The sequence below is a fragment of the Corynebacterium tardum genome (assembly GCF_046717785.1).
Classification (GTDB): Bacteria; Actinomycetota; Actinomycetes; order Mycobacteriales; family Mycobacteriaceae; genus Corynebacterium.
Genome location: NZ_CP177104.1, coordinates 2,528,041 through 2,552,409, shown reverse-complemented (window position 1 = coordinate 2,552,409; position 24,369 = coordinate 2,528,041). Strand labels below are relative to the sequence as shown.

Sequence of the window (24,369 nt, the reverse complement as noted above, 5' to 3'; positions counted from 1 at the left end):
GAGAACCGAAGATATCGTGACTGCCAACAATTCTGCTGCGCGCGAAGCACTAGAACCCGTCCAGCGCATCCTGCTGCCCAAGCGCGGCGAGCCGAGCGACGTCCAGATGCTCTACCTGATCGAGTCGGAGCGCAACCGCGAGCGCCTAAGCTGGAGCGGGCGCACCTCCGTGACCATCCCGGCTGGTGAGGAAGCCTCCTTCGAGACCTACTTCAACGCCTTCCCGGCCGCCTACTGGCGCCGCTGGTCCCAGCTGAAGTCCATCGTGCTGGTCATGGACGTCGAGGGCGAGGCCAATATTTCCCTCTACCGTTCCAAGCAGGACGGCCAGCGCATTGCGGTGGCCAACCACGTGGTGACCACCGGCCACCACGAGTTCGAGCTGCCGCTGAAGAACTTCGAGGACGGCGGCCTGCTGTGGTTCGACGTCGCGGCGGTGCAAGACACCGTGCTTGCCGACGCCTCCTGGGCCGCCCCCCACGCCCCGCAGCCGCAGATCCTCCCGGACGGCAGCGAGTACCCGGCGCGGGATAAGCGCGTGGCCGTGGGCATTCCCACCTTCAACCGCCCGACGGATGCCGTCGCGGCGCTGCAGGCGCTGGCGGAGGACCCGGTGGTGGACGGCATCATCGACTACGTCCTCATGCCGGACCAGGGCAACCAGCACCCGGCGGATGAGCCGGGCTACGACGAGGCCGTGGCGCACTTTGGCGAGCGCTTCCGCGAGTTCCGCCAGGGCAACCTGGGCGGCTCGGGTGGCTACTCCCGCATCATGTTTGAAGCGCTGGAGAACACCGACTCGCCCTACATCCTCTACATGGACGATGACATCGCCATCGAGCCGGACTCCATCCTGCGCGCGGTGCAGGTAGCGCGCTACGCCGCCAAGCCCTTCATCGTGGGCGGCGAGATGCTCAACCTGCAGGAGCGCTCCCAGCTGCGCACCACCGGCGAGCGCGTCAACCGCGCCGACTTCATGTGGGGCGCGGCCGAGCACGCCGTCTACGACCACGACTTTGCCAAGTACCCGCTGCGCGCCATCGGCACCCGCGAATCCCACCTGGACCCGAAGAAGTACGACTCCCGCGCGCTGCACCGCCGCGTGGACGTGGAATACAACGGCTGGTGGATGTGCCTCTTCCCGCGTGTCGTGGCGGAGACCAATGGACAGCCGCTGCCGCTGTTTATCAAGTGGGATGACACGGAGTACTCCCTGCGTGCCGCCGCCCACGGCTTCCCCACGGTGACGTGGCCGGGCGCGGCCATCTGGCACATGGCGTGGGCAGATAAGGACGATGCCATCGACTGGCAGGCCTACTTCCACCTGCGCAACCGGCTCATCGTGGCCGCGCTCTACCACGAGGGGAATGCGCGCGGGATTACGAAGTCCATCTTCAAGTCCACGCTCAAGCACACCATGTGCATGGAATACTCCACCATGGCCATCCAGCTGGAAGCCATGAAGGACTTCCTGGCCGGCCCGGATCAGCTCTTCGACATCCTGGAGTCCTCCCTGCCGCGCATCGCGGAGATCCGCAAGGGCTACTCCGACGCGGTCATCATCGAGTCCGCCGACCAGCTGCCCCCGGCCACTGGCGCACCGGGCGTGCCGACGCGCAACATCGGCGGCCGCCTGGGCAAGATCAAGAAGATCCCGTGGCTCATCAAGTCCGCCAAGCACCTGGTGAGCAAGGAGGACCGCGTCCACCACGAGGCCCCGCAGCTCAACCTCACCCCGGAGGAGGCCCGCTGGTTCACGCTCTCCCGTGTGGATTCCGCCACCGTCTCCACCGCGGGCGGCACCGGCGTGGCCTTCCGCAAGCGCGACCGCGAGCTGGCCAAGGAACTAGTCACCTCCACCCGCGAGCTGCTCAACGAGATCGAGGACAACTTCGACGACCTGCGCGCCGAGTACCGCGCGGCCCTGCCGGAGCTGACCTCCCGCGAGTCCTGGCGAAAGGTCTTCGATGCCCAGTAAGCTTTCCGTCGCCGAATCCCACATTCTGGAAAAGATCCAGGACGTGGCTTTCGACGCTCCCGGCGTCTTGCCCACCGCCCGGGGCCTTAGCCACATCGGCGAGCACGCCCTGGGCTGGATGGCACTGTCCGCGCTAGGAGCAGGCGTGAACTACGCGAAGCCCGCCGCCCGCCGCCAGTGGGCTTATGTCGGTGTGGGCGCATTCAGCGCCCACGCGGCCAGCGTTGTGATCAAGCGCATTGTGCGCCGCCAGCGCCCGGACTACGACTACGTGAAGGTCGGCGTGAAAACCCCGTCTAAGCTGTCGTTTCCGTCCTCCCACGCGACGTCGACAAGCGCGTTCCTCGTCGGGGCCGCTCACGTGTTGGGCACGCCGGCGCCGCTGCTGGGCGTGCCGGTGATGATGGCCTCGCGTATGGTGCTCGGCGTGCACTACCCGTCCGACACGGCACTCGGCGCCCTGCTGGGTGCGGCCACCGCCGAGGCATTCCACCGTTATGAAAGGAAGACCCGATGAGCACTTCACGCACTGACGACGGCGAGCAGAAAGTCTTCCACTCCGAGCCGCACACCTCCGGCATCGATACCGGACGCAAGCGCAAGCCGCCGAAAAACCTGGCAGACGGCATGGTCAAGGCCCTGCGCCCGAAGCAGTGGGTCAAAAACGTCCTGGTCTTGGCTGCCCCCGCGGCCGCCGGCGCGGAGTCCCTGTTCCACTCGCGCGTGCTGCTCGACGTCCTGCTGGCCTTCATCGTCTTCTGCATGGGCGCGTCGTCGATCTACCTCATCAACGACGCCCGCGACGTGGAGGCAGACCGCGCGCACCCGACCAAGCGCTTCCGCCCTATTGCGGCGGGCGTGCTGCCGGTGGGCCTGGCCTACGCCATGGCTGCGGTGCTCATCGTCGGCTCGATTGGCCTGTCCTTCCTGGCCACCGCGGGCCCGCATCTGGCGGTGGTCATGGCCATCTACATCGGCCTGCAGCTGGGCTACTGCTTTGGCTGGAAGCACATGCCGGTGATCGATATCGCCCTGGTGTCCTCCGGCTTCATGCTGCGCACCATGGCTGGTGGCGTGGCGGCGGACATCGAGCTATCGCAGTGGTTCCTGCTGGTCGCGGCCTTCGGCTCGCTGTTCATGGCCTCCGGTAAGCGCTACTCCGAGATCCTCTTGGCGGAGCGCACGGGCGCGAAGATCCGCAAGTCCCTCGAGGGCTATACGCCGACCTACCTGCGCTTCGTGTGGACCCTGGCCGCCACCGCGGTGGTCATGTCCTACTCCCTGTGGGGCTTCCAGCTCTCCAGCGACTCCGACGGCCCGGCCGGCGTGTGGTACCAGGTCTCCATGGTTCCGTTCACCATCGCCATCCTGCGCTACGCTGCGGACGTCGACCGCGGCAACGGCGGCGCCCCGGATGAGATTGCGCTGGAGGATCGCGTCCTGCAGATCCTGGCCCTGCTGTGGCTGGCCTGTATCGCCATGGCGGTCTACGTGATCCCGGTGATTGCCGGATAATTAAGAATCGCACCCGCAGTGCTAGACTCACTCCCCATGCGAAAACCCGATTCACGTACTTTGGCAGCGTTCAGCGCGCTCGCTTCGGTCCTCGTGATCGGGGTTTTCTCGTTGTGGGGCGGGTTCGTCCGCCGTTGGATCTCTGACGACGGGCTCATCGTTCTGCGCACCGTGCGCAACCTCGAAGCCGGCAACGGTCCGGTCTTCAACGTGGGCGAGCGCGTGGAAGCCAATACTTCCACGCTGTGGCAGTACCTTATCCTGCTTGTGAGCTGGATAACGAACGCCCCGCTGGAGGCCATTGCGGTCAACCTGGGCCTGCTGCTGTCTATTGCGGCGATGATGCTGGGCGCCTGGGGCACCGCACGCTCGCTCTTCCGCACCTCCCAGGCGGACGCGGGGGAGTACACCTCGCGCCACGCCGCGACTACCATGCCGCTGGTGGCGCCGGCCGGCGCGCTGGTCTACCTTGCACTGCCGCCGGCGCGGGACTTCTTCACTTCCGGCCTGGAGTGGGGCCTAGCCATCTTCTACCTGGCTGTGCTGTGGGTGTTGCTGCAGCGCTGGGCCGAGGGCACCAGCGGTCAGATCACCTACTGGTTGGCGCTGTGGGCCGGCCTGTCCTGGCTGGTGCGCCCGGAATTCGCCCTCTACGGCGGACTGGCCGGGCTGCTCTTGCTGGCGGCGCACCGCTCCTGGAAGGCCTGGCTGGGAATCCTGGCGGTGGCGCTGCCCATCCCGCTGGCGTACCAGATTTTCCGGATGGGCTACTACGGCCTGGTGACGCCGCACACGGCGGTGGCCAAGTCGGCGTCGTCAAGCGCGTGGGGTAGCGGCTTTAACTACCTCGCCGATTTCGTGGGACCCTACGCCCTGTACCTCCCCGTGCTGGTCCTCCTCGGCGCCGGGGTATGGGCGTTCCGGGAGCACCTGCGCCCGGCCGGGCTGCGCACGCCGGCGGCCGTGACGTACTTGATGCTCGGTGCCGCCGCGGTGCACACCGTCTACGTGCTGCGCGTGGGCGGTGACTTCATGCACGGCCGCATGCTGCTCCTGCCGCTCTTCGCCGCGCTGCTGCCGGTGTTCGTTCTGCCGCTTAAGGGACTGGTCACGTGGCTGGCTGCGGCCGCCTGCGCGGTGTGGGCGCTGGTCATCATCCTGCGCGGGCACCCGACGGACTGGACTGCCTACGAGCAGCCGCTCAACATCGTGGACGAGCGTGACTTCTGGACCTACGCCACCCGCCGCGAGCCCGGCCACCCGCCGCGTTCCGCGCACGATTACCTCAACATGAAGTTTATGCACGGCTACACCGACGCCGCGCAGAAGCTCTCCGCCGGCGACGCCTTCGCCACCATCTACGTCGAGGATCAAGAGCGCGACATCCTCAACTGGCTCACCGTGCCGCGCGCGGAGGGCCGCACGGAGCCGCCCACGCTCTACCTCATCAACTTGGGCATGACCTCGATGAACGCGCCTCTCGACGTCCGGGTTTACGACAGCGTCGGCCTAGCCACGCCGCTGTCGGCGCGCATGCCGCGCGAGGAGAACGGGCGCATCGGCCACGACAAGTCCCTGGGCTTGGAATGGCAGGCGGCCCAAACCGGCTCGGATGTGGAATATCTGCCCCCGTGGTTCGACAAGGAGCAAGTCCGCACGGCGCGCGAGGCGCTGCAGACCGAAGACTTTAAGGAACTGCGCGATTCCTACAGCGCCCCACTGACCTGGGAAAGGTTTGTGGATAACCTGAAGTTCTCCCTGACGAAGGGCCGCACCCTGACCTTCGATTCGGACCCCGCGCACTACGTGGGGTAGGGGGCCTTGTCCCCGCGGAGGAGACAAAACGCGCGCCGATGGGATACGCTAACCAGGATTCTAGTTATTGAACTGTAACAATCGCTGGCGTGTTGGCGATATGGAAGTGTCAGTACATACGTTAAGGAGAAAAATGAGCGCAGTAAGCACAGTAGGCCCAGCGGGCGCAGCTAGCTCTGCCTTCCGCGGGCGCGTCGTGAGCGTCCTCGTTGCCATCGCCGTGGCGATGGGCCTCGCCGTTACCGCCGGAACCCAGGAGGCCTCCGCGGCGAACCGCGACTGGCTGCGTGGGGATTCCACCGGCGCCTGCGAGTGGGACCGTGTGGGCTACTGGGTCCAGCGGTGTGATGTCTGGTCCCCGGCCATGGGCCGCAACATCCCGGTGCAGATTCAGCCGGCTAAGAACGGCGGCAACGCCGGCCTCTACCTGCTGGACGGCCTGCGTGCCACCGACATCACGAACGCCTGGGTCAACGACGTCAACGCGGCGAACACCTACGTGGACCACAACATCACCCTGGTGATGCCGGTGGGCGGCGCGGCGTCCTTCTACGCCGACTGGAACGCCCCGGCCACCTACGACCTGGTGGAGCCGGTCAACTACAAGTGGGAGACGTTCTTAACCCAGGAGCTGCCGGCCTACCTGGAGTCCAACTTCGGTGTGGCCCGCAACAACAACTCCCTCGCGGGCCTGTCCATGGGCGGCACCGCGGCCATCACCCTGGCCGGCAAGCACCCGGAGCAGTTCCGTCAGGTGATGTCCTACTCCGGCTTCCTCACCACCACGCTGCCGGGCGCGCAGACCTTCATGCGCCTCGCGCTGCTCGATGCTGGCGGCTTCAACATCAACGCTATGTACGGTTCCCTGATTAGCCCGAAGCGCTTCAGCAACGACCCGTTCAACCTGATCCCCGAGCTGGCCGCCAACGGCACCGACGTGTTTGTCTCCGCGGCGTCGGGTGTGCCGGGCCCGATCGATAACGCTCGCTACAAGCCGGAGCACATCGCCGCCGGCTCGGCGCTGGAGTTCTTCTCCAACGCCTCCACCCGCATCTGGGAGATGCGCGCCCGTGCGTCGGGAGTGCGCCTGCAGACCAGCTACCCGCCGCAGGGTCTGCACAACTGGGAGCAGTTTGGCTACCAGCTGGAGATGACCAAGCCGCAGGTTCTTAACGTGATGAACGCCTGGTAAAAGCTTCTGCGCCTGCAGAGCACCGGCCGGCCCCACTGCCTTCCTTCCCACCCGGAAGGAAGGGAGGGGGCCGGCTTTTTTGTTGTGTGTAGGGAAAATAGTCTGGGCGTGTCCCTCTAGAAAAAGTCTCAAGTTCAACTTAAACTTGAGTTCACGATAGACCGCTCACCGCGTCTGCAGTGCAGCGAGTTCCGCAAGAGGGGAACCTGCGGAGCCCGCTCGATGCAGCGCGCCCCCTACTCGACACCTCGCAAGGAATGTTCAATGCCGAAAACTGCGTCTTCCCGGTCCACTAAGGCCGGCCTGCGTTCCCCGTCTGCCGCCCGCAAGGGCCTGACCATCGCCGCACTGCCCACCGCCGTCGCCGTTGGCCTGGCGCTGCTGCCTATGGCTAACGCGCAGTCTTCGGATGGCTCGAGCCAGGGGCTGACCGACATGCTGGGCAGCTCCAACTTCTCCGATTCCTTCGCACCGGCGGATCCGCCGCAGCGCACCCCCATCGATACCGACTACCCGGACATCGAGGGCCTGCCGGACGGCGTGGAGGTCTCCCGCGTGGAGTACCTGACCAACCGCCTCCTCAAGGTCTACATCAAGTCCGCCGCCATGCCGGACAAGGAGCAGGTAGTCCAGATCCAGCTCGCCCGCGACTGGTACTCCCAGCCGGATAAGAAGTTCCCGGAGGTGTGGGCGCTCGACGGCCTGCGTGCCCGCGACGACGAGTCCGGTTGGACCATCGAGACCAACATCCTGTCCCAGTACGCTGACCGTAACGTCAACCTCATCATGCCGGTGGGCGGCGAGTCCTCCTTCTACTCCGACTGGCAGAAGGAAGACAACGGCAAGCACTACATGTGGGAGACCTTCCTGACCCGCGAGCTCATCCCGGTGATGGAGAAGGCCTTCCGCTCCAACGGCGAGCGCGCCGTGACCGGTATTTCCATGGGCGGTACCGCCGCCATCAACCTGGCGGAGCGCAACCCGTGGGCCTTCAAGTTCGTTGGCTCCTTCTCCGGCTACCTGGACACCACCACGACCGGCATGCCGGAGGCCATTACCGCCGCGCAGGCCGACGCCGGCGGATACACCTCCTCCAACATGTGGGGCGAGCCCTACTCCCAGGACTGGATCGACCACGATCCGAAGCTGGGCATTGAAAACCTCAAGGACATGAAGGTCTACGTCTCCGCCGGCAACGGCAAGGACGACTACGGCCAAATCGGCTCCGTGGCCAAGGGCCAGGCCAACATGGCCGGCGTGGGCCTGGAGGCCATCTCCCGCATGTCCACCCAGACCTTCGTGGACTACGCCAAGCGCGCCGGCGTGGAGCCGGTGGTGAAGTTCCGCCCGTCCGGCGTCCACAGCTGGGAGTACTGGCAGTTCGAGATGACCGAGGCCTGGCCGTACATCGCCGACGCCCTGGGTCTGGACGAGAGCGACCGCGGCGCGGACTGCACGCCTGTCGGTGCCATCGCGGAAGCCACCAAGTCCGGCATTATCGGAAAGTGCGTCAACAACGAGTACGACGTGGCTGAGCGCGGCAAGGCTCAGGACTTCCAGGCCGGTACCGCCTACTGGTCCCCGGAGACCGGCGCGCACGCGGTGGTCGGCCGCATCGGCGCCCGCTACTCCGAGATCGGCGGCCCGACTTCCTGGCTGGGCTTCCCCACCTCCGGCGAGGAGAAGACCCTCGACGGCAACGGCCGCTTCGTGCGCTTTGAGCACGGCTCCATCTACTGGACCCCGGAGACCGGCGCCTGGCCCATCCCGCAGGACCTCTACGACGCCTGGGGTAACAACGGCTTCGAGATGGGTGACCTCAAGTACCCGACGTCCGACGTCCGCAAGGTGGGCGACGGCGTCGTGCAGGAGTTCCAGGAGGGCGTGCTCACCCACAACCCGGACGGCTCCTTCCACGTGGTACACGGTGCTATCGGTGCCAAGTACAAGGAGCTCAACGCCGCCGAGTCCCCGCTGGGCTACCCGGTGGGCGAGGAAAAGGCCGTCAACGGCGGCTTCTTCCAGGAGTTCGAACACGGCAACATCTACTGGTCCATGGACTCCGGCGCGCACTACATCCTCAAGGGCGATATCTTTGACGAGTGGGGCAAGCGCGGTTATGAGCAGGGCGAGTTTGGCTGGCCCACCGAGGACTACACGGAGATCGCCGCCGGCGGTCTGACCCAGACCTTCCAGCACGGCGTCATCCGCAAGGTCATGGGCAACGTCCAGGCGGACAAGAAGTAAGCCATGCACACCCGCCTTCTTCCCGCGGCCGCGGCACTGCTCGCCGCCGGCGCGCTGCTCACCGGCTGCGGTGGTTCCGCCACCGTGGATGATTCCACCGCTACCGATACGTCGGTGGCACCGCTGGAGCGATCCACGGCGGCGTCGGCAAGCACTGCCTCAGAGGAGTCGTCCGCCGGACGCTCCTCCGAGGGGGCATCATCCAGCGCGGCGCCAAGCGACGAGCCAGAGGACCGCGGCGCCCGCGAGATCTCCGAAATCCCCTCGCCCTCCTCGTCCGGCGGCCCGAACCAAGAGTTCCTCGACGCCGTGACGAAGGGCGGCGTCAACACCGAGGGAGTCGAGGACCAGCTCGTTGGCGCCGCGCAGGCCGCCTGCCAGGGCGACAGCGTTACCGTCCCCGCGGTGGCCGGCCAGCTCATCGAACAGGGCCGCAGCGAGCTCAGCCACGAACAGCTGATTCAGCTCATCACCGAGCGCGGCCGTGCGCTCTGCGCCCAGTAGTTTTCCAGGGATCCCTCAGGGGATCCCGCACCTTTTTAAGGTACACATTCCCCTATGCGTAAAACACTTACCGTCCTAGCCGTCGTCGTTGTTCTCGCCATCATCGGCGGGGGAGCGGTCCACTTCCTGCAGAACCGCGACGCGGCGGACGTCATCGCGGACCCGACGCCCACCGAGCAAGCCCCCGGCGGCGAGGTGCCGGGCGGTGAGGATAACCCGGAGCCGCCGCAGGACGATGCCTGCCCGCGCGTCGAGTTCATCTCCGCGCCGGGCACGTGGGAGTCCGCGCCGGACGACGACCCCATCAACCCCACCGCGAACCCGAACTCCTTCATGCTCTCCATCACCAACCCGCTCAAGGAGGCCTACGCGCCGGGCGACGTCAAGGTGTGGACGCTGCCGTACACCGCGCAGTTCAAGAACATCAACGCCCAGCAGGAGATGAGCTACGACGAGTCCCGCGATGAGGGCACCTCGCGCCTCGAGGGCGAGCTGACCCACATGCACGAGGTCTGCCCGAACACGAAGTTCCTGCTCAGCGGCTTCTCCCAGGGCGCGGTCATCGTGGGCGACGTGGCGGACCGCATCGGCGGTGACAACGGCCCCATTCCGGCGGATGCCGTGGCGGGCGTGGCGCTGGTGGCGGACGGTCGCCGGGAAGACGGCGTGGGTGTGAACCCGGGCGTGCAGGTCGGCGGCGTGGGCGCGGAGATTGCGCTGCAGCCGGTGTCCACGCTCATCCAGGGCATCGTGCCGGGTGCTACCATGCGCGGCGCGCGTCCCAACGGCTTTGGTTCCCTGGCGGAGCGTACGTTCCAGATCTGCGCGCCGAACGATTCCATCTGTGACGCCCCGCATGACGCCGGCAACGGACTGGGCCGCGCCAAGGACCTCATCGACGCCAACGGGGTGCACGCCATGTACGCCTCCAACCCCAACGTCATCGAGGGCACGACGGCCAACCAGTGGGTCACGCAGTGGGCGAAGGACGTCATCGACGCCCAGTAGCGCACCGGCGCCGACAATTTTTTAACGCGCCCTGTAACAATCTGGCACTCGCATCTGATATTTTCAGTGTCAAAAGTACGCGAGCTATCTACACCCGCTAACAACGAAGGAGTCTCCTCGCTATGGATCTCAAAGCCCTGATTGGCCAGTTCTTCGATGACCAGGGTGCTATCGCCCTCCCGCCGCACCTCACGCTGGCAGGCCTGGCGGAGCACATCTACGGCATGGAGCAGCAGGCGGGCGTGCCGGACCGGCCGGTCATGCGCCAGTGGGTGTACAGCGACAATCCGGAGGGCACCCCGCGCGATGTCACCCGCTCCCAGGTCAACACCCGCATTAAGGTGGTGGCCGCGCGCCTGCAGCAGGTGGGACGTATGGGGGACCGCGTGGCCATCCTGGCGGGCAACTCCCCGGAGTACGTTTTTGGCTTCCTCGGCGCCCTGTACGCCGGTATGACGCCGATTCCGCTCTATGACCCGAACGAGCCGGGCCACACCGACCACCTGCGGGCTGTCTTCGGGGACGCCAACCCGCCCATCGTGCTCACCAACAACGTTTCGGCGGCAGCCAACCGCGCCTACTTTGCGGACCGCCCGGCTGCCGAGCGCCCGCGCATCATCTCGATTGATTCCCTGCCGGACACCCTGGCTGCTAGCTGGGTCAATCCGCTGGAGACGGAGGAGGGCAAGGCGGCCGTGGCCGCCCTCGAGACCGACCCGGTGGATCACCCGGCCTTTCTGCAGTACACCTCCGGTTCCACCCGTACCCCGGCGGGCGTGCTGCTCACCAACCGCAACATCATGACCAACGTGCTGCAGATTTTCACCTCGGTGAAGATTGAGCTGCCGGCACGCGTGGTCTCCTGGCTGCCCATGCACCACGATATGGGCATCATCCTGGCGGTCTTCGCCAGCATCCTGGGGCTCAACCTGGAGATCATGACCCCGCGTGACTTTGTGCAGCAGCCCAAGCGGTGGATCGACCAGATCAAGCGCCAGCCTATTGATTCTCATCTCAAGGGCACCTACGCCGTGGTCCCCAACTTCGCCCTCGAGCTCGCGGCTCGCTATGGCGCGCCCGCGGCCGGCGAGGAGCTGGACTTTAGCAACGTCGACGGCATCATCATCGGCTCGGAGCCGGTGACGGAGTCCGCGGTGAATTCCTTCTGGGAGACCTTCGGCAAGGAGGAATACGGCCTTCGCCGCGAGGTCCTGCGCCCGTCGTATGGCATGGCGGAGGCCTCCCTCATCGTCTCCACCCCGCAGACCCCGGAGCGCCCGCTCATCTCGCACTTCGACCGCGAGCGCCTGGCGCAGGGGGAGGCGGTCATCGTAGACAAGTCCGCGGACTCCGTGGCCTACGCCTCGTGCGGGCAGACCGTGGTGGCCCAGTATCTCACCATCGTGGACTCGGAGACGGGCGCCGAGCTTGCCGACGGAAAAGTGGGTGAAATCTGGCTCCACGGCGACAACCGCGCCGCCGGCTACTTAGACCGCGCGGAAGAAACGGCCGCTACCTTCCACAACTCGCTGGGCACGCGCCTGGCGGAGGGCACCCGCGTGCCGGACGCCCCGGCGGACAGCAACTGGCTGGCCACCGGTGACCTGGGGGCGATTGTGGACAACCAGCTCTACATCACCGGTCGCCTCAAGGATCTCATCGTCGTGGCTGGCCGCAACCACTACCCGCAGGATATCGAGGGCACCGTGCAGGAGGCCTCCGCGCACGTGCGCGCTGATTCCATCGCGGCCTTCTCCGTCGAGGGCAGCAACACCGAGGAGCTGGTGCTGCTCATCGAGCGCGCCGATGGTGCCAGCCCCGCCGAGGACGACGCCGCCTCCGAGGCCATCCGCTCTGCCGTGTCCACGCACCACGGTGTGACCCCGGCGGCCATTCAGTGGTTCAACGCCAACGAGATTAAGCGCACCTCCTCGGGCAAGATCGCCCGCCGCGTGGCCAAGAAGGAGTACTTGGCCTCGTAGCCTCTTAAGACCTCCGTTCACGCGCCGACCTCCGTCCTCCTCCGGACGGAGGTTTTCGCAGGTCGGGGAGTTTAACGGTATGTCGGTTATGAAGCAGAAGTTAACAAAGTGGGATAATCATTCGATAACCCGTATATACGTGTCGTCACACGCGCCTTCGTGCTGCGTAAAATCGACAACCTTGCACTTTGTCCGCGTTAGAAAGCTAGAGATTTATGACCGTTGAAGAGCTTCGTGGCTGGCTGCGCACCTGGGTAGCGCAGACCACCGGCCTCTCCGCAGAGGAAATCACGGACACCAAGCCGCTGGAGAACTTCGGCCTGTCCTCGCGCGACGCCGTGGTTCTTTCCGGCGAATTAGAAAACCTTCTGGGCATTAAGCTCGAGCCCACCGTGGCCTACGAGTACCCCACCATCGCGCAGCTGGCGGACCGCCTAGTCAACGGCGCGGCCGCGGGCGCTTCCCAGGCTGGCGCCGGAGAGACCGCACCGGCTAAGCCGCTTATCGAAGGCGGCGACATCGCCGTTATCGGCTACGCCGGCCGCTTCCCGGGCGCCAACAACGTCGCCGAGTTCTGGGACATGCTCGCCGAAGGCCGCCCCGGCACCGGCCCGCTGCCCGTCGGCCGCTGGTCGGAGTACTCCGCCGACCCGGTTACTAGCGAGAAGATGGAGCAGCAGAACACCGACGGCGGCTACCTCGAGGACATCGCTAGCTTCGACGCCGAATTCTTTGGCCTGTCCCCGCTGGAGGCGGCCAACATGGACCCGCAGCAGCGCATCCTCCTCGAGGTGGCCTGGGAGGCTCTCGAGGACGCCGGCGTGCCCGCCAACCAGCTGCGCGGCACCGCCACCGGCGTCTACATGGGCTCCACCAACAACGACTACGGCATGCTCATCACCGCCGACCCGGCAGAGATGCACCCCTACGCCATGACCGGTACGTCCTCTGCCATCATCGCCAACCGCCTGTCCTACGCCTTCGACCTGCGCGGTCCTTCCATCAACGTGGACACCGCCTGCTCGGCCTCCCTCGTGGCGGTCAACCAGGCGGTCAAGGACCTGCGCGTGGGCGCGGCCGACGTGGCCCTGGCCGGCGGCGTCAATATTTTGGCCGCCCCGCACGCCTCCATTGGATTTAGCGAGCTGGGCGTTACCTCGCCCACGAGCGCTATCCACGCCTTCTCCGACGACGCCGACGGCATCGTCCGCGCGGATGCCGCGGGCGTGCTCGTGCTCAAGCGCCTGGCCGATGCCGAGCGCGACGGCGACACCATCGCCGCCGTCATCAAGGGCTCCGCCGTCAACTCCGACGGCCACTCCAACGGCCTGACCGCCCCGAACCCGGAGGCACAGGTCGACGTCCTCGAGCGCGCGTACGCCGACGCCGGCATCCGCCCGCAGGACGTGGACTACGTCGAGGCCCACGGCACCGGCACCATCCTGGGTGACCCCATCGAGGCCACCGCGCTGGGCCGCGTGCTCGGCCCCGGCCGCCAGGCCGCCACCCCGACTCTTCTGGGCTCCGCTAAGACCAACATCGGCCACTCCGAGTCCGCCGCCGGTGTGGTCGGCCTCATCAAGGTCATCGAGGGTATGCGCCACGGCGTCATCCCGCCCAGCATCAACTACGCCGGCCCCAACCGCTACATTGACTTCGACGCCGAGCACCTCGAAGTGGTCGAGGACCCGCGCGAGTGGCCCGAGTACTCCGGCCAGAAGGTTGCCGGTGTCTCCGGCTTCGGCTTCGGCGGCACCAACGCCCACGTGGTCCTCACCGATTACCGCGGGCTGACCCACACCGATGCCCCGCAGGTTGCCGTCGGCGAGGGCCAGCCGGTGGCCCTGCCGGTCTCCGGCCTGCTGCCCTCGCGCCGCGCGGCCGCCGCAGCCGCGCTGGCGGACTACATCGAGGCCGAGGACCCCAACCTCCTCTCCGTAGCCCGTACCCTGTCCCACCGCAACCATGGCCGCTCTCGGGCGGTCGTGATGGCGTCGTCAAGCGCGGAAGCCGTCAAGCGCCTGCGCCAGGTAGCGGAGGGCACCGTGTCCGTCGGCATCGCCGCCGCGGATTCGCCCTCCGTCCACGGCCCCGTCTTCATGTACTCCGGCTTTGGCTCGCAGCACCGCAAGATGGCCAAGGACATGATCGAGATTTCCCCGCTGTTCACGCAGCGCCTGGAGGAGCTCGACGCCATCGTGGCCTATGAGTCCGGTTGGTCCATTCTGGAACTCGTCCACGATGATTCCCAGAACTATAGCACCGAGACCGCGCAGGTGGCGATTACCGCCATCCAGATTGCGCTGACGGACCTGCTCGCCAGCTTCGGCGTCCGCCCGGCCGGTGTCATCGGCATGTCCATGGGTGAAATCGGCGCGGCTTACGCCTCCGGCGGTATCTCCGCCGAGGATGCCATGCTCATCGCCTGCCACCGCGCGCGCCTCATGGGGGAGGGCGAGGCCTCGCTTTCCGACGACCAACAGGGCGCCATGGCCGTCGTCGAACTTTCCGCGGACGACATCGACGCTCTACCGGGAAACATCGAGCCCGCCGTCTACACCGGCCCCGGCATGACCACCGTCGGCGGCCCGCGCGAGGAGGTCCTCGCGCTGGTGGAGAAGCTCGACGGCGAGGGCAAGTTCGCCCGCGCGCTCAACGTCAAGGCCGCCGGCCACACCTCCGCCGTGGACCCGCTGCTGGGTGAGCTCTACGCCGAAATCGCCGGTGTGGAGGCCCGCCCGCTGCACACCACGCTGTTCTCCTCCGTCGACCGTGGCAAGGCCTACCGCCCGGGTGCCGTGGTGCACGACGAGGACTACTGGATCCGCATGACCCGCCACGCGGTCTACCTGCAGGACGCCACCGAGTCCGCCTTCGACGCCGGCCACACGCAGATTGTGGAGATCTCCCCGAACCCGATTGCGCTCATGGGCCTGATGTCCACCGCCTTCGCCGTGGGCAAGGCGGATGCGCAGCTGCTCTACAGCCTCAAGCGCAAGGTGGACCCCACCGAGTCCCTGCTGGACCTGCTGTCCAAGCTCTACGCCGCGGGTGCCCCAGTGGACTACACCAAGGTCTTCGGCTCCGGTGCGCAGGTCGCCGTTCCGCACACCCAGTTCCGCCGCCAGCGCTTCTGGACCAACGCCCGCCCCTCAGCCGGTGTCTCCGGCCTGCCGGGCGCGCGCGTTACCCTCCCGGACGGCACCGTGGCCTTCTCCACCAACGCGGACCAGGCGCCGAGTGCCCTGGCCATCCTGGAGGCCGCGGCGGAGGCCGTGAACCCGGGCGCGCAGATCGCCGCCAGCGAGGAGCACACGGACCTGCCCGCGAAGGGCGAGGTCACCACCGTTATTCGCCGCACCTTGGGCGGGCTGTCCGTGGCGGTGCACTTCGTGGATGGTGCGACGACCAAGCTCATCGCGGAGGGTTTTGCCTCCACGCTCAACCTCGCGGCGCCTGCCGCCGATCCCGAGCCGAGCCTGCAGCAGGCCGTGACCGCGCCGAAGTTCGCCGACCCCGAGGTGGGCGTCGACGCCGTGCGCTGGGACCCGGAGAAGGAGACCGTGGAGGAGCGCCTCTCCCTCATCGTCTCCGAGTCCATGGGCTACGACGTCTCCGACCTGCCGCGCGAGCTGCCGCTCATTGACCTGGGCCTGGATTCGCTCATGGGCATGCGCATCAAGAACCGCGTGGAGAATGACTTCCAGATTCCGCCGCTGCAGGTGCAGGCGCTTCGCGACGCCTCCCTGGCCGACGTCATCACCATGGTCGAGACCGCCGTCTCCGGCGCGCCGGCCGACGCCGCTGACGCTCACGCCGCTACCGCACACGCCGCGCCCTCCGCGCTCACCGAGGGCGAGGACTCCGCCGCAGAAGCCGCCACGGTGAGCGCGAAGGGCGTTGCGGACGAGGCCGACAACGGTGAGCGCGAAGGCGAGGGCGTGGGTGTGGCCCCGCGCGATGCCTCCGAGCGCATGGTCTTCGGCACCTGGGCCACCTTCACCGGTAAGGCCGCGGCCGGCGTGACCTCCGCGCTGCCAGAAGTGTCCGAGGACGTGGCCCAGCAGATTGCCCAGCGACTCACCGAGCGCGCCGGGGTCGAGGTCACCACCGCGGACGTGCGCGGCGCCGAGACCCTGGAGCCGCTGGCAGACATGGTCCGCCGCGGTCTTGAGACCGACGTCGAGGGCAACATCCGCGTCCTGCGGGAGGCTGACGGCCCCGCCGTCTTCATGTTCCACCCGGCTGGCGGCACCACGGTGGTCTACCAGCCGCTGACCCGCCGCCTGCCTGCCGACGTCGCAGTCTATGGCGTCGAGCGCGTCGAGGGCAGCCTGGAGGATCGCGCCGCGGCCTACATCGAGGACATCCTGCGCTACGCTCGCGGCCGCAAGGTCGTGCTCGGCGGCTGGTCCTTCGGCGGTGCGCTAGCCTACGAGGTGGCCTACCAGCTGCAAGAACGTAGCTCGCGCGGTGAGGACTCCGCCGAGGTAGCCTTCATCGCGCTGCTGGATACCACCCAGCCCGCGCACCCGGCGCCCGATACCCTCGAGGAAACCAAGGCGCGCTGGGGCCGCTACGCGGCCTTTGCCAAGAAGACCTACGGCCTCGACTTCGAGCCGCCCTACGAGATGCTGGAAACCGTCGGCGAAGATGCGCTCATGGCCATGCTCGCCGAGTTCCTCACCTCCACCGACGCCTCCGAGCACGGCCTGTCCGCCGGCGTACTCGAGCACCAGCGCGCGTCCTTCGTGGACAACCAGATTCTGGGGAAGCTGGATATGGAAAGGTGGGCGTCGGTAAGCGTGCCGGTGCTGCTTTTCCGCTCCGAGCGCATGCATGACGGCGCCATCGAGCTTGAGCCGGCGTATGCGGAGATTAACCCGGACGGCGGCTGGGGCGTTATCGTGAAGGATCTGGAGATTGTGCAGCTGCCCGGCGATCACCTGGCGGTTCCCGATGAGCCGGCAATCGGTATCGTGGGCAAGCACATGGAGGATTGGATCGAGGAGAAGATTCGCAAGTGACTAGCACCGCTGACAAGCTAGCGGACCTGCGCGAGCGCCTCGAGCGCGCCCAGGACCCCGGTAGCGAGCGCTCCCGTGCCCGCCGCGACGAGGCCGGCCGCTCGACGCCGCGCCAACGCATCGCCGCGCTGCTCGACGAAGGCTCTTTCGTCGAAACCGGCGCCCTGGGCAAGACCCCCGGCGACCCGGACGCGATTTACTCCGACGGCGTGGTCACCGGCCACGGTCGCATCAACGGCCGCCCGGTGTGCATCTACGCGCACGATAAAACTGTGTACGGCGGCTCCGTGGGCGTGACCTTTGGTAAGAAGGTCACCGACATCATGGACCTGGCCATCAAGATTGGCTGCCCGGTCATCGGTATCCAGGATTCTGGCGGCGCGCGTATCCAGGATGCGGTGACGTCACTGGCCATGTACTCCGAGATTGCCCGCCGCCAGCTGCCGCTTAGTGGCCGCAGCCCGCAGATCTCCATCATGATGGGCAAGTCCGCCGGTGGTGCGGTGTATGCGCCGGTGACCACGGACTTCATCATCGCCGTCGACGGTGAGGCGGAGATGTACGTGACGGGCCCGAACGTGATCAAGGAGGTCACGGGCGAGGAGATTTCTTCCCACGACTTGGGCTCCGCGCGCCAGCAGGAGCTTAACGGCAACGTCTCCGTCGTGGTGCCCTCGGAGGATGATGCTTTCGATCTCGTGCGCGATTTGCTGGACCACCTTCCGCTGACCTGCTTCGATGAGGCGCCTGTCTTCGACGCGCCGTCTGACGAGGAGGTGGCCCAGGATACTGAGCTGGATTCCTTCATGCCGGATGACACGAACGCCGGCTACGACATGATGGACCTGCTGACGCAGCTTGGCGACGATGACGAGCTCATCGAAATCCAGGAAAACTACGCCCCCAACGTCATCACTGCTTTTGGCCGCATTGATGGCAAGGCCGTCGGCTTTGTGGCGAATAACCCGATGCATTCGGCGGGTTGTATCGATGCGGACGCTGCCGATAAAGGCGGGCGTTTTATCCGCATCTGCGATGCTTACAACATCCCGCTGGTCTTCGTGGTGGATACGCCGGGTTACCTGCCGGGCGTGGACCAGGAGAAGGCCGGTCTGATTCACCGCGGCGCGAAGTTCGCGTTTGCGGTGGTGGAGGCCACCGTGCCGAAGGTATCGCTCATCGTGCGAAAGGCCTATGGCGGCGCGTACGCCGTGATGGGCTCGAAGAACTTGACCGGTGATATCAACCTGGCGTGGCCGACGGCCCAGATTGCCGTGATGGGCTCGGCCGCCGCCGTGGTCATGATTGCCGGCAAGCAGCTCGAGGCCGCCGAGACCCCGGAGCAGCGCGCGATGACGAAGAAGATGTTCATGGACTTCTACGACGAGACCATGACCGCTCCCTATGTTGCTGCGGAGCGCGGCTACCTCGATGGCATGATTAAGCCCTCTGAGTCGCGCCTAGCCCTGCGCCGTGCGCTGCGCCAATTGGCTGATAAGCAGGAGAAGGACTTGCCGAAGAAGCACACCATCTCCCCGCTCTAGCGCCGGTTGTGCTCCCCGACTGTATGCCGGTTTTCTTGCAGGGGCGTAACGTCGAGGGCATCCTCGCACGATAGACATAAAGTCTAGGTAATCGAATAAAGGAGAAATATCATGCTCTCTAGCGTTATTGACCTCGGTGGCGACATCATCAACCTCGTCATCATGCTGCTCAATCGGGCTGGCGTTACCGTTTCCGGCTCCTCCCTGAGCTCGAAGTAAGTCCCACGCTAATAGCACCCCTCCGCACGGCTCCTTAGGGCCCTGCGGAGGGGTGCTTCGTTATTGCGCTAAATGGGCGGTTTCTGGTGAACACGACGGCATCGGGTTTGTGTAGGGCGAACTCAAGACAATTCGGAGGTGCCACTGTTTGGTCTTTTGGACGATCTCAATCGATGGCTTGCTCAAAGTAAATAAAGAAAATCTCGCGTAGTAGAAGACACTATACGAAGCTCGATGTAAGGTGGCTCACTATCAGGATTTTGTTGGGAGAGACAGGGAGATCGCCCTATGGCGTTAGCATTAAAAGTCAGCGCGCTGTTGGAGCAGTCATCTGTGGCTGGGCTCTCCGCTGATAGCTGTCGGCTACCTGAATCCCTGGGCGATGGGATAGCAAATGGTTGTTGACGCACGCGTGACGCGGCTGGCGCGGTACAGTTTTGTGTTTGACTATTTTCTGTCGCATCTCGGCTACTTCGCTGTGATGCCGATTCTGGCGCTCTGGCTTCCCGATAAGGTTTCTCCGTTCATCGCTGGTTGTGCGATGGCTGCCTTCGGCATTTCGGTAAGAGCATCAACCTTGGTGATGGGGAGAATCCTACGGCTGCTCCCCTTCGCTGCGGCCATGCAGATTGGTCTAGTTGCTGCGGCAGTTTCTTTCTTTGTTATCGGATTGCAGCCTAATGTGGCGATACTCATCGTTGCCTTGCTCTTGGCTGGAGCAGGAATAAACATGAATGGATCGAGTATTCGGCACTACCTTGTTGAATCCGAAGCATCTGAGACGACTAAGTTAGAGATTTTTGGATCGATCAATATTGCGGTGAACGTCTCGGCAGCGGTCGGGCCAGTCATCGGCAATGTCTTGTTCTCAGCGACGTCGAATGTGATCTTTTTTTATGCCGCTGCGTGCTACTTGGCCGCTGCAGTTGTACCGGCGTTGACGTTGTCATACAAGCTAAGACCTCGGAAAGCTGATGTTCGGGGTTCCTTTGCTCGTAGGGTAATTCAGCCCCTAGGCAAGGCAACTGTGCGATGGGTTGTTCTCGGCGTGGTGGTTGGCTACATGCTTTATAGTCAGCTCTTTTCTTCCATAGCGGTAGCAGTCAGTGCGCATTACACGTCGCCGGTCATCCGAGGAGCGGTATTTGCGGTAAATGCCCTTTCGGTGGTGCTGCTTCAGCCTCTGGGCACGCGATTGATTAAGAAAGCACGAGACAGCGGACTATCGAATCAGACGTTGGTGCTGGTTTCTCCTTTAGTTTTTGTAATTGCCCTGGTCGCGGTCAAAATCAATCCTTTTCTTGGGATCTTTATTTTTTCTTTCGCGGAGACTCTTTTTATTCCGCTAGTGGATGCAGCGCTTCTTTCGTTACCAATGACTGGTTCTTTAGAAGCGGTTCAGGCGCGACAGTTAGTGGTTGCCACTGGGGAAGGAATCGGTCTTGGGCTCGGTGTCATCGTTGCTCCTCAATGGATTGCGTTGTCTGCTGCCGTGCTTATTGTCTGCTGCTTTGTTGTGCGCTTAATGAGTGGAGAACATGACGCTAAACAATGCGACAAGGTTCCATCCTCGGCTAAGCATTGAGAGCGCGGCTATTGACAATGAGAACTGACAAACCAACAAACAGATCAATGAGAAGGCGATGAATATGAAATTGAACGAACGCTTTGCAGATGGTTCCGGCAGGTCTCCTCGAACGCTGACGCTAGTGATGTTTGGCTATAATCACGAGGCCCTTTGCGCTGTTGCCAAGGCAAACACAGAATTCTGCGTCATCGTGGTGGAGGAGCGTTCACTGTATGAAAAGAAGGGACTCGAAAAGCGATCTACTGATCCTCGAATTCGATCTGTTCTTTCACGGTGGGAATGGTGCGAATACCAGAACAATTCTCCTGCAGCCATCGAGTGTATCCGTGAGATTCTAAAGGATACGCATGTCGATGGCATCGTGCCGGGCTTGGAGTATGCCGTGGGCGCCGCTAATGCTGCAGCTCGCGCCGTGGGCCTGCCGCATGCAGGGGAAGATGCTCCCTTGCGAGATAAAATTGCGTTCCGCCGTTGTGTGGGCGGAGTTCAATGGACTGAGGTCAAGAGCGAAAGCGACATCTTCGAGCCGCCCTGTGTGATTAAGCCAGCGAACCGTCAAGCCTCACTTGGTGTCTCAATCATTCGTTCATCTGAAGACGTTTCGAAGGCGTGGACTCATACGTCGACCGCACGCGAACCTCGCCAGGAAGCGGGCCGACCATGGGATACTCGCTACATTTGCGAGAGCTTGATAGAGGGAGATGAGACGTCGGCCGAATGCCTCGTAGTCGATGGTGATGTGGTGTTCCTGAACATTACGAGCAAAGAGACTAGCGGTGCCGTGGAATTAGGACACGAAGTAGGACAGCACAATCCTGGGGTGGAGGAGGCCATGCGGGATCTGGTGTCGAAGTTGGGGGTACAGACCGCTCTACTTCATGCCGAATTCAAGGGCACCACACCCATTGAATGTGCAGGCCGCCCACCAGGCGACCGAATCATGCTTCTCATTGATCGGGCGTGGGGAGTAAATCTCTATGAGCAGTGGGCACGTGCACTGTGCCAATATGCGGTCTCAGTGCCACAACAACCTAGTTCTTCAGCAGCTATTCGCTTCATTCATGCACCGCGGGGTTTGGTACGGAGCATTGAAGATCCAACGGGACAGTGCGTTATCACAGTCGAACCGAATACCTGGGTCTCCGAACTAGCATGCTCGTGGGACAGAGTAGGTTTCGTGGAAGCTGATACGCGTGCGGACGCAGTTCGCCGCGCATCGCAGGTTCGTTTCAACATGGCCAACGATGTAGTCCTCTACCTCAATCACCGGAGGACTGCCGCGGAATGGACACCAGCATTCGAAGCATCTGATGGTGCGGTGCTTCTCACTGACAAGGAAGTTCGACCTGCCGGCATCGTAGAGACAGTGCAGCTTGATACCAATGACCAAGATGCTGTCACTGCAGCAGTGGATGAGTTGTCATCTCGCTACGACATCCGTGGAGTTGTCACTTTCAGCGATCGTGATGTCGAAACGGTGTCCTTGCTTGCCGATAAACTCGGCCTTCCTGCACCATCGCAGGCCGCTGCTCTGAAGGCACGGAACAAATTTGAGATGCGAAAGGCCGTGCAAAGTATCGCACCGCAGATGGTGAGGTTACCCTCGTTTAGTGGACACCCTATTTGTACGGATCTTGTGTCCGTAAGAGAGGATGTTCATTGTGAGTCAACAGCGCAAGAAGTACACGTCGGAGTACCGGCGTGAAGCCGCGAACCTGGTAATCGAGTCAGAGCGACCGATCGCTCATGTGGCTAAGGAAATCGGTGTTTCCGCCGGGCTTTTGGGCCGGTGGGTCAAACTCGAACGTGAACGCCGAGGATCCTCCGATGGGATGAGCGAGGCTGACCTCCGAGCTGAGAATGCTCGTCTGCGCCGGGAGCTGGCAGAAGCCAAGATGGATAACGAGTTTTTGTCAAAAGCGACAGCCTTCTTCGCCGCGAAGCAACGCGAGCAGAAAAGTTCGAACTAATGCAGCAGGAGAAGGCGAACTACAGCATCAAGCGCATGGCACGACTATTAAAAGTATCTCGGTCTGGATACTACAAATGGGCCCATGCGCAGCAGAAACGACTATCCGGCGAAGATGATCGGGCAGCATTTTACGATGATGTTGACCGAAAGATTCATCAGATTTGGAAAGACTCCGATGAGGTTTATGGTGCTCCGCGGATCACCGCAGAGCTTGCCGAGCGCTACCAGATCACCTTGAATCGCAAGACTGTGGCTAAACGGATGCGCATGATGGGCATTGAAGGGATTTCACCGCGTGCCTTTGTCCCGGTGACAACGATTCAAGCCAAGCGTAAGTCAACTCTTCCTGACCTGGTCAAGCGCATGTTTGATACTGGTCAGCTCAACCGAGTGTGGATGTCAGATATTACCTACCTGCGCACCGGTGAGGGCTGGTTGTACTTGTGCGCGGTCCGCGATGGTCATTCCCGCAGGGTACTGGGCTGGGCTATGGATAGCGTTCAAGACACACACCTGGTTGAACGGGCCCTGCGGATGGCGCATACGCTACGCGGTGATGTTCCTGATGGGCTGGTGTTTCACGCTGACCGCGGAACGCAATTTACCAGTGAGAAGCTCTGGGAGGTCTGCCGCAACCTGGGCATTGCCCAGTCTGTGGGGCGTACTGGTGTGTGCTTCGATAACGCGATGGCTGAGTCGTTCTGGTCGACGCTAAAGACTGAATTCTATGACCGGCAGCGCTGGGCGACCCGTGATGCTGCACGCAAGGCCGTTGCCTACTGGATTGAAGTCGTCTACAACCGCCGACGCCGGCACTCTGCACTCGGGATGGTCAGCCCCGTCGACTTCGAAAACCACATTGGTCTAACCACCAGTAGAAAAGAAATAGCTGCCTAACCACTAGGTAGCTCCACTACGTGTCCACGATTTGCGGGCAACCCCAATGGTTCCTTCGTTTTCGTTGATTGAGCCGGGCGATAATGCACTAACGGTTATGGAGAGTGCAGGAATCACGGTCCCGTGTGTGGTCAAGCCAGTGGATGCGTCTGGGTCTCGAGGGTTTTCATTGTGTCATACGGCGGAGGAAGTCACGGCTGCGGTGTCCCGATGGGGCGGCCCGATGGTAGTGGAGGAGTTACTGACCGGAAGTGAACACAGCGCTGAGGGATATGTGTACGAAGGGGACGTTCATCTCATAGGCGTGACAGATAAAACGACTACAGCTAAGTTTCGATTGGAGATTGGACAGGTTTTTCCATCGGCCGTAGAGGGAATTCAGGATGCGGTGAAGCCGCTTCTGCAAGCGACAATCAAAGCCCTCGGAATCAATAATTGTGCGTTCCACATGGAATTCTTCTTTGACGCTAGAACATCAACAGTTAAGTTGGTCGAGATTGCTGCTCGACCAGGTGGAGACTACATTGCCTCCCACTTGGTACCGCAGGTAACTGGTGTATCCTTCGCTCGCGATTTGGTACGCATTGCAACGGGGCAAAGACCTTCATTTGCGGTGCCTCGCGATGGCTATGTGGCGGCAACACTCAAGCTACATACTGAAAAAGAGGGAATACTTAAATCTATGGGTCAGCTTCCTACAGCTCCTATCGTCGTAGAATCCCAACAACACGTGCACGTCGGCGATGTGATTACGCAACCCCCTGCCGACACATTGAGTTCAATCCTTGCGGAAGTTGTAGTGGTGGCGTCGTCCCGAAGAGAGATAGAAGCTTTTGAATCGAGACTTCGGGACGTGGAGGTAGTCGTTGAATAAGCAGCGA

General features: G+C 63.5%; 15 protein-coding genes. All 15 read left to right on the top strand.

From position 1 onward, the window contains the following. Nucleotides 1–16: 16 nt before the first annotated feature. The 15 genes from ACLI1P_RS12175 to ACLI1P_RS12105 all read left to right on the top strand — a co-directional run bounded on the left by ACLI1P_RS12175 (nt 17) and on the right by ACLI1P_RS12105 (nt 24,362). On the top strand, nt 17–1,978 hold the full coding sequence (locus ACLI1P_RS12175; RefSeq protein WP_411709009.1) for a glycosyltransferase: 1,962 nt from the start codon (nt 17–19) through the stop codon (nt 1,976–1,978). Beyond that, nucleotides 1,968–2,495, top strand: coding sequence for a phosphatase PAP2 family protein (locus tag ACLI1P_RS12170; RefSeq protein ID WP_408932385.1), 528 nt, complete (start codon nt 1,968–1,970; stop codon nt 2,493–2,495). Before ACLI1P_RS12175 ends, ACLI1P_RS12170 begins: the two co-directional genes overlap by 11 nt. Then, the gene (locus tag ACLI1P_RS12165; protein ID WP_411709008.1) at nt 2,492–3,493 is read left to right on the top strand and encodes a decaprenyl-phosphate phosphoribosyltransferase; all 1,002 of its coding nucleotides are present in this window, start codon (nt 2,492–2,494) and stop codon (nt 3,491–3,493) included. Before ACLI1P_RS12170 ends, ACLI1P_RS12165 begins: the two co-directional genes overlap by 4 nt. A gap of 36 nt (nt 3,494–3,529) precedes the next feature. Further along, complete coding sequence (locus ACLI1P_RS12160; protein WP_411709007.1) at nt 3,530–5,308, top strand: hypothetical protein; 1,779 nt, start codon at nt 3,530–3,532, stop codon at nt 5,306–5,308. Between the two features lie 133 nt (nt 5,309–5,441). Beyond that, nucleotides 5,442–6,500: an alpha/beta hydrolase gene (locus ACLI1P_RS12155; protein WP_296134397.1), complete on the top strand. Its 1,059-nt coding sequence runs from the start codon at nt 5,442–5,444 to the stop codon at nt 6,498–6,500. A gap of 264 nt (nt 6,501–6,764) precedes the next feature. After that, a complete protein-coding gene (locus ACLI1P_RS12150; protein WP_411709006.1) occupies nt 6,765–8,747 on the top strand; it encodes an alpha/beta hydrolase-fold protein in 1,983 nt (660 codons plus the stop codon). A gap of 3 nt (nt 8,748–8,750) precedes the next feature. Then, entirely contained in the window at nt 8,751–9,251 is a 501-nt protein-coding gene (locus ACLI1P_RS12145) for a hypothetical protein (RefSeq protein WP_411709005.1), read from the top strand. 54 nt (nt 9,252–9,305) lie between these two features. Beyond that, nucleotides 9,306–10,259, top strand: a complete 954-nt coding sequence (locus ACLI1P_RS12140) for a cutinase family protein (protein ID WP_408932390.1) — start codon at nt 9,306–9,308, stop codon at nt 10,257–10,259. Nucleotides 10,260–10,381: 122 nt separating this feature from the next. Next, the gene (locus ACLI1P_RS12135) at nt 10,382–12,241 is read left to right on the top strand and encodes a FadD32-like long-chain-fatty-acid--AMP ligase (RefSeq protein WP_411709004.1); all 1,860 of its coding nucleotides are present in this window, start codon (nt 10,382–10,384) and stop codon (nt 12,239–12,241) included. A gap of 215 nt (nt 12,242–12,456) precedes the next feature. After that, nucleotides 12,457–17,268, top strand: coding sequence for a beta-ketoacyl synthase N-terminal-like domain-containing protein (locus ACLI1P_RS12130; RefSeq protein ID WP_411709003.1), 4,812 nt, complete (start codon nt 12,457–12,459; stop codon nt 17,266–17,268). After that, entirely contained in the window at nt 17,265–18,812 is a 1,548-nt protein-coding gene (locus ACLI1P_RS12125) for an acyl-CoA carboxylase subunit beta (RefSeq protein WP_042532625.1), read from the top strand. Before ACLI1P_RS12130 ends, ACLI1P_RS12125 begins: the two co-directional genes overlap by 4 nt. Before the next feature lie 613 nt (nt 18,813–19,425). Then, entirely contained in the window at nt 19,426–20,616 is a 1,191-nt protein-coding gene (locus tag ACLI1P_RS12120) for an MFS transporter (RefSeq protein ID WP_411709002.1), read from the top strand. 64 nt (nt 20,617–20,680) lie between these two features. After that, nucleotides 20,681–22,324, top strand: coding sequence for an ATP-grasp domain-containing protein (locus ACLI1P_RS12115; protein ID WP_411709001.1), 1,644 nt, complete (start codon nt 20,681–20,683; stop codon nt 22,322–22,324). Further along, a protein-coding gene (locus ACLI1P_RS12110; RefSeq protein WP_411709000.1) for an IS3 family transposase occupies nt 22,272–23,488 on the top strand; the annotation gives its coding sequence in 2 pieces (ribosomal slippage) (nt 22,272–22,533 and nt 22,533–23,488; 1,218 coding nt in all). The genes ACLI1P_RS12115 and ACLI1P_RS12110 overlap by 53 nt, the downstream gene beginning before the upstream one ends. 46 nt (nt 23,489–23,534) lie before the next feature. After that, nucleotides 23,535–24,362, top strand: a complete 828-nt coding sequence (locus ACLI1P_RS12105; RefSeq protein ID WP_411708999.1) for an ATP-grasp domain-containing protein — start codon at nt 23,535–23,537, stop codon at nt 24,360–24,362. Nucleotides 24,363–24,369 lie beyond the last annotated feature (7 nt).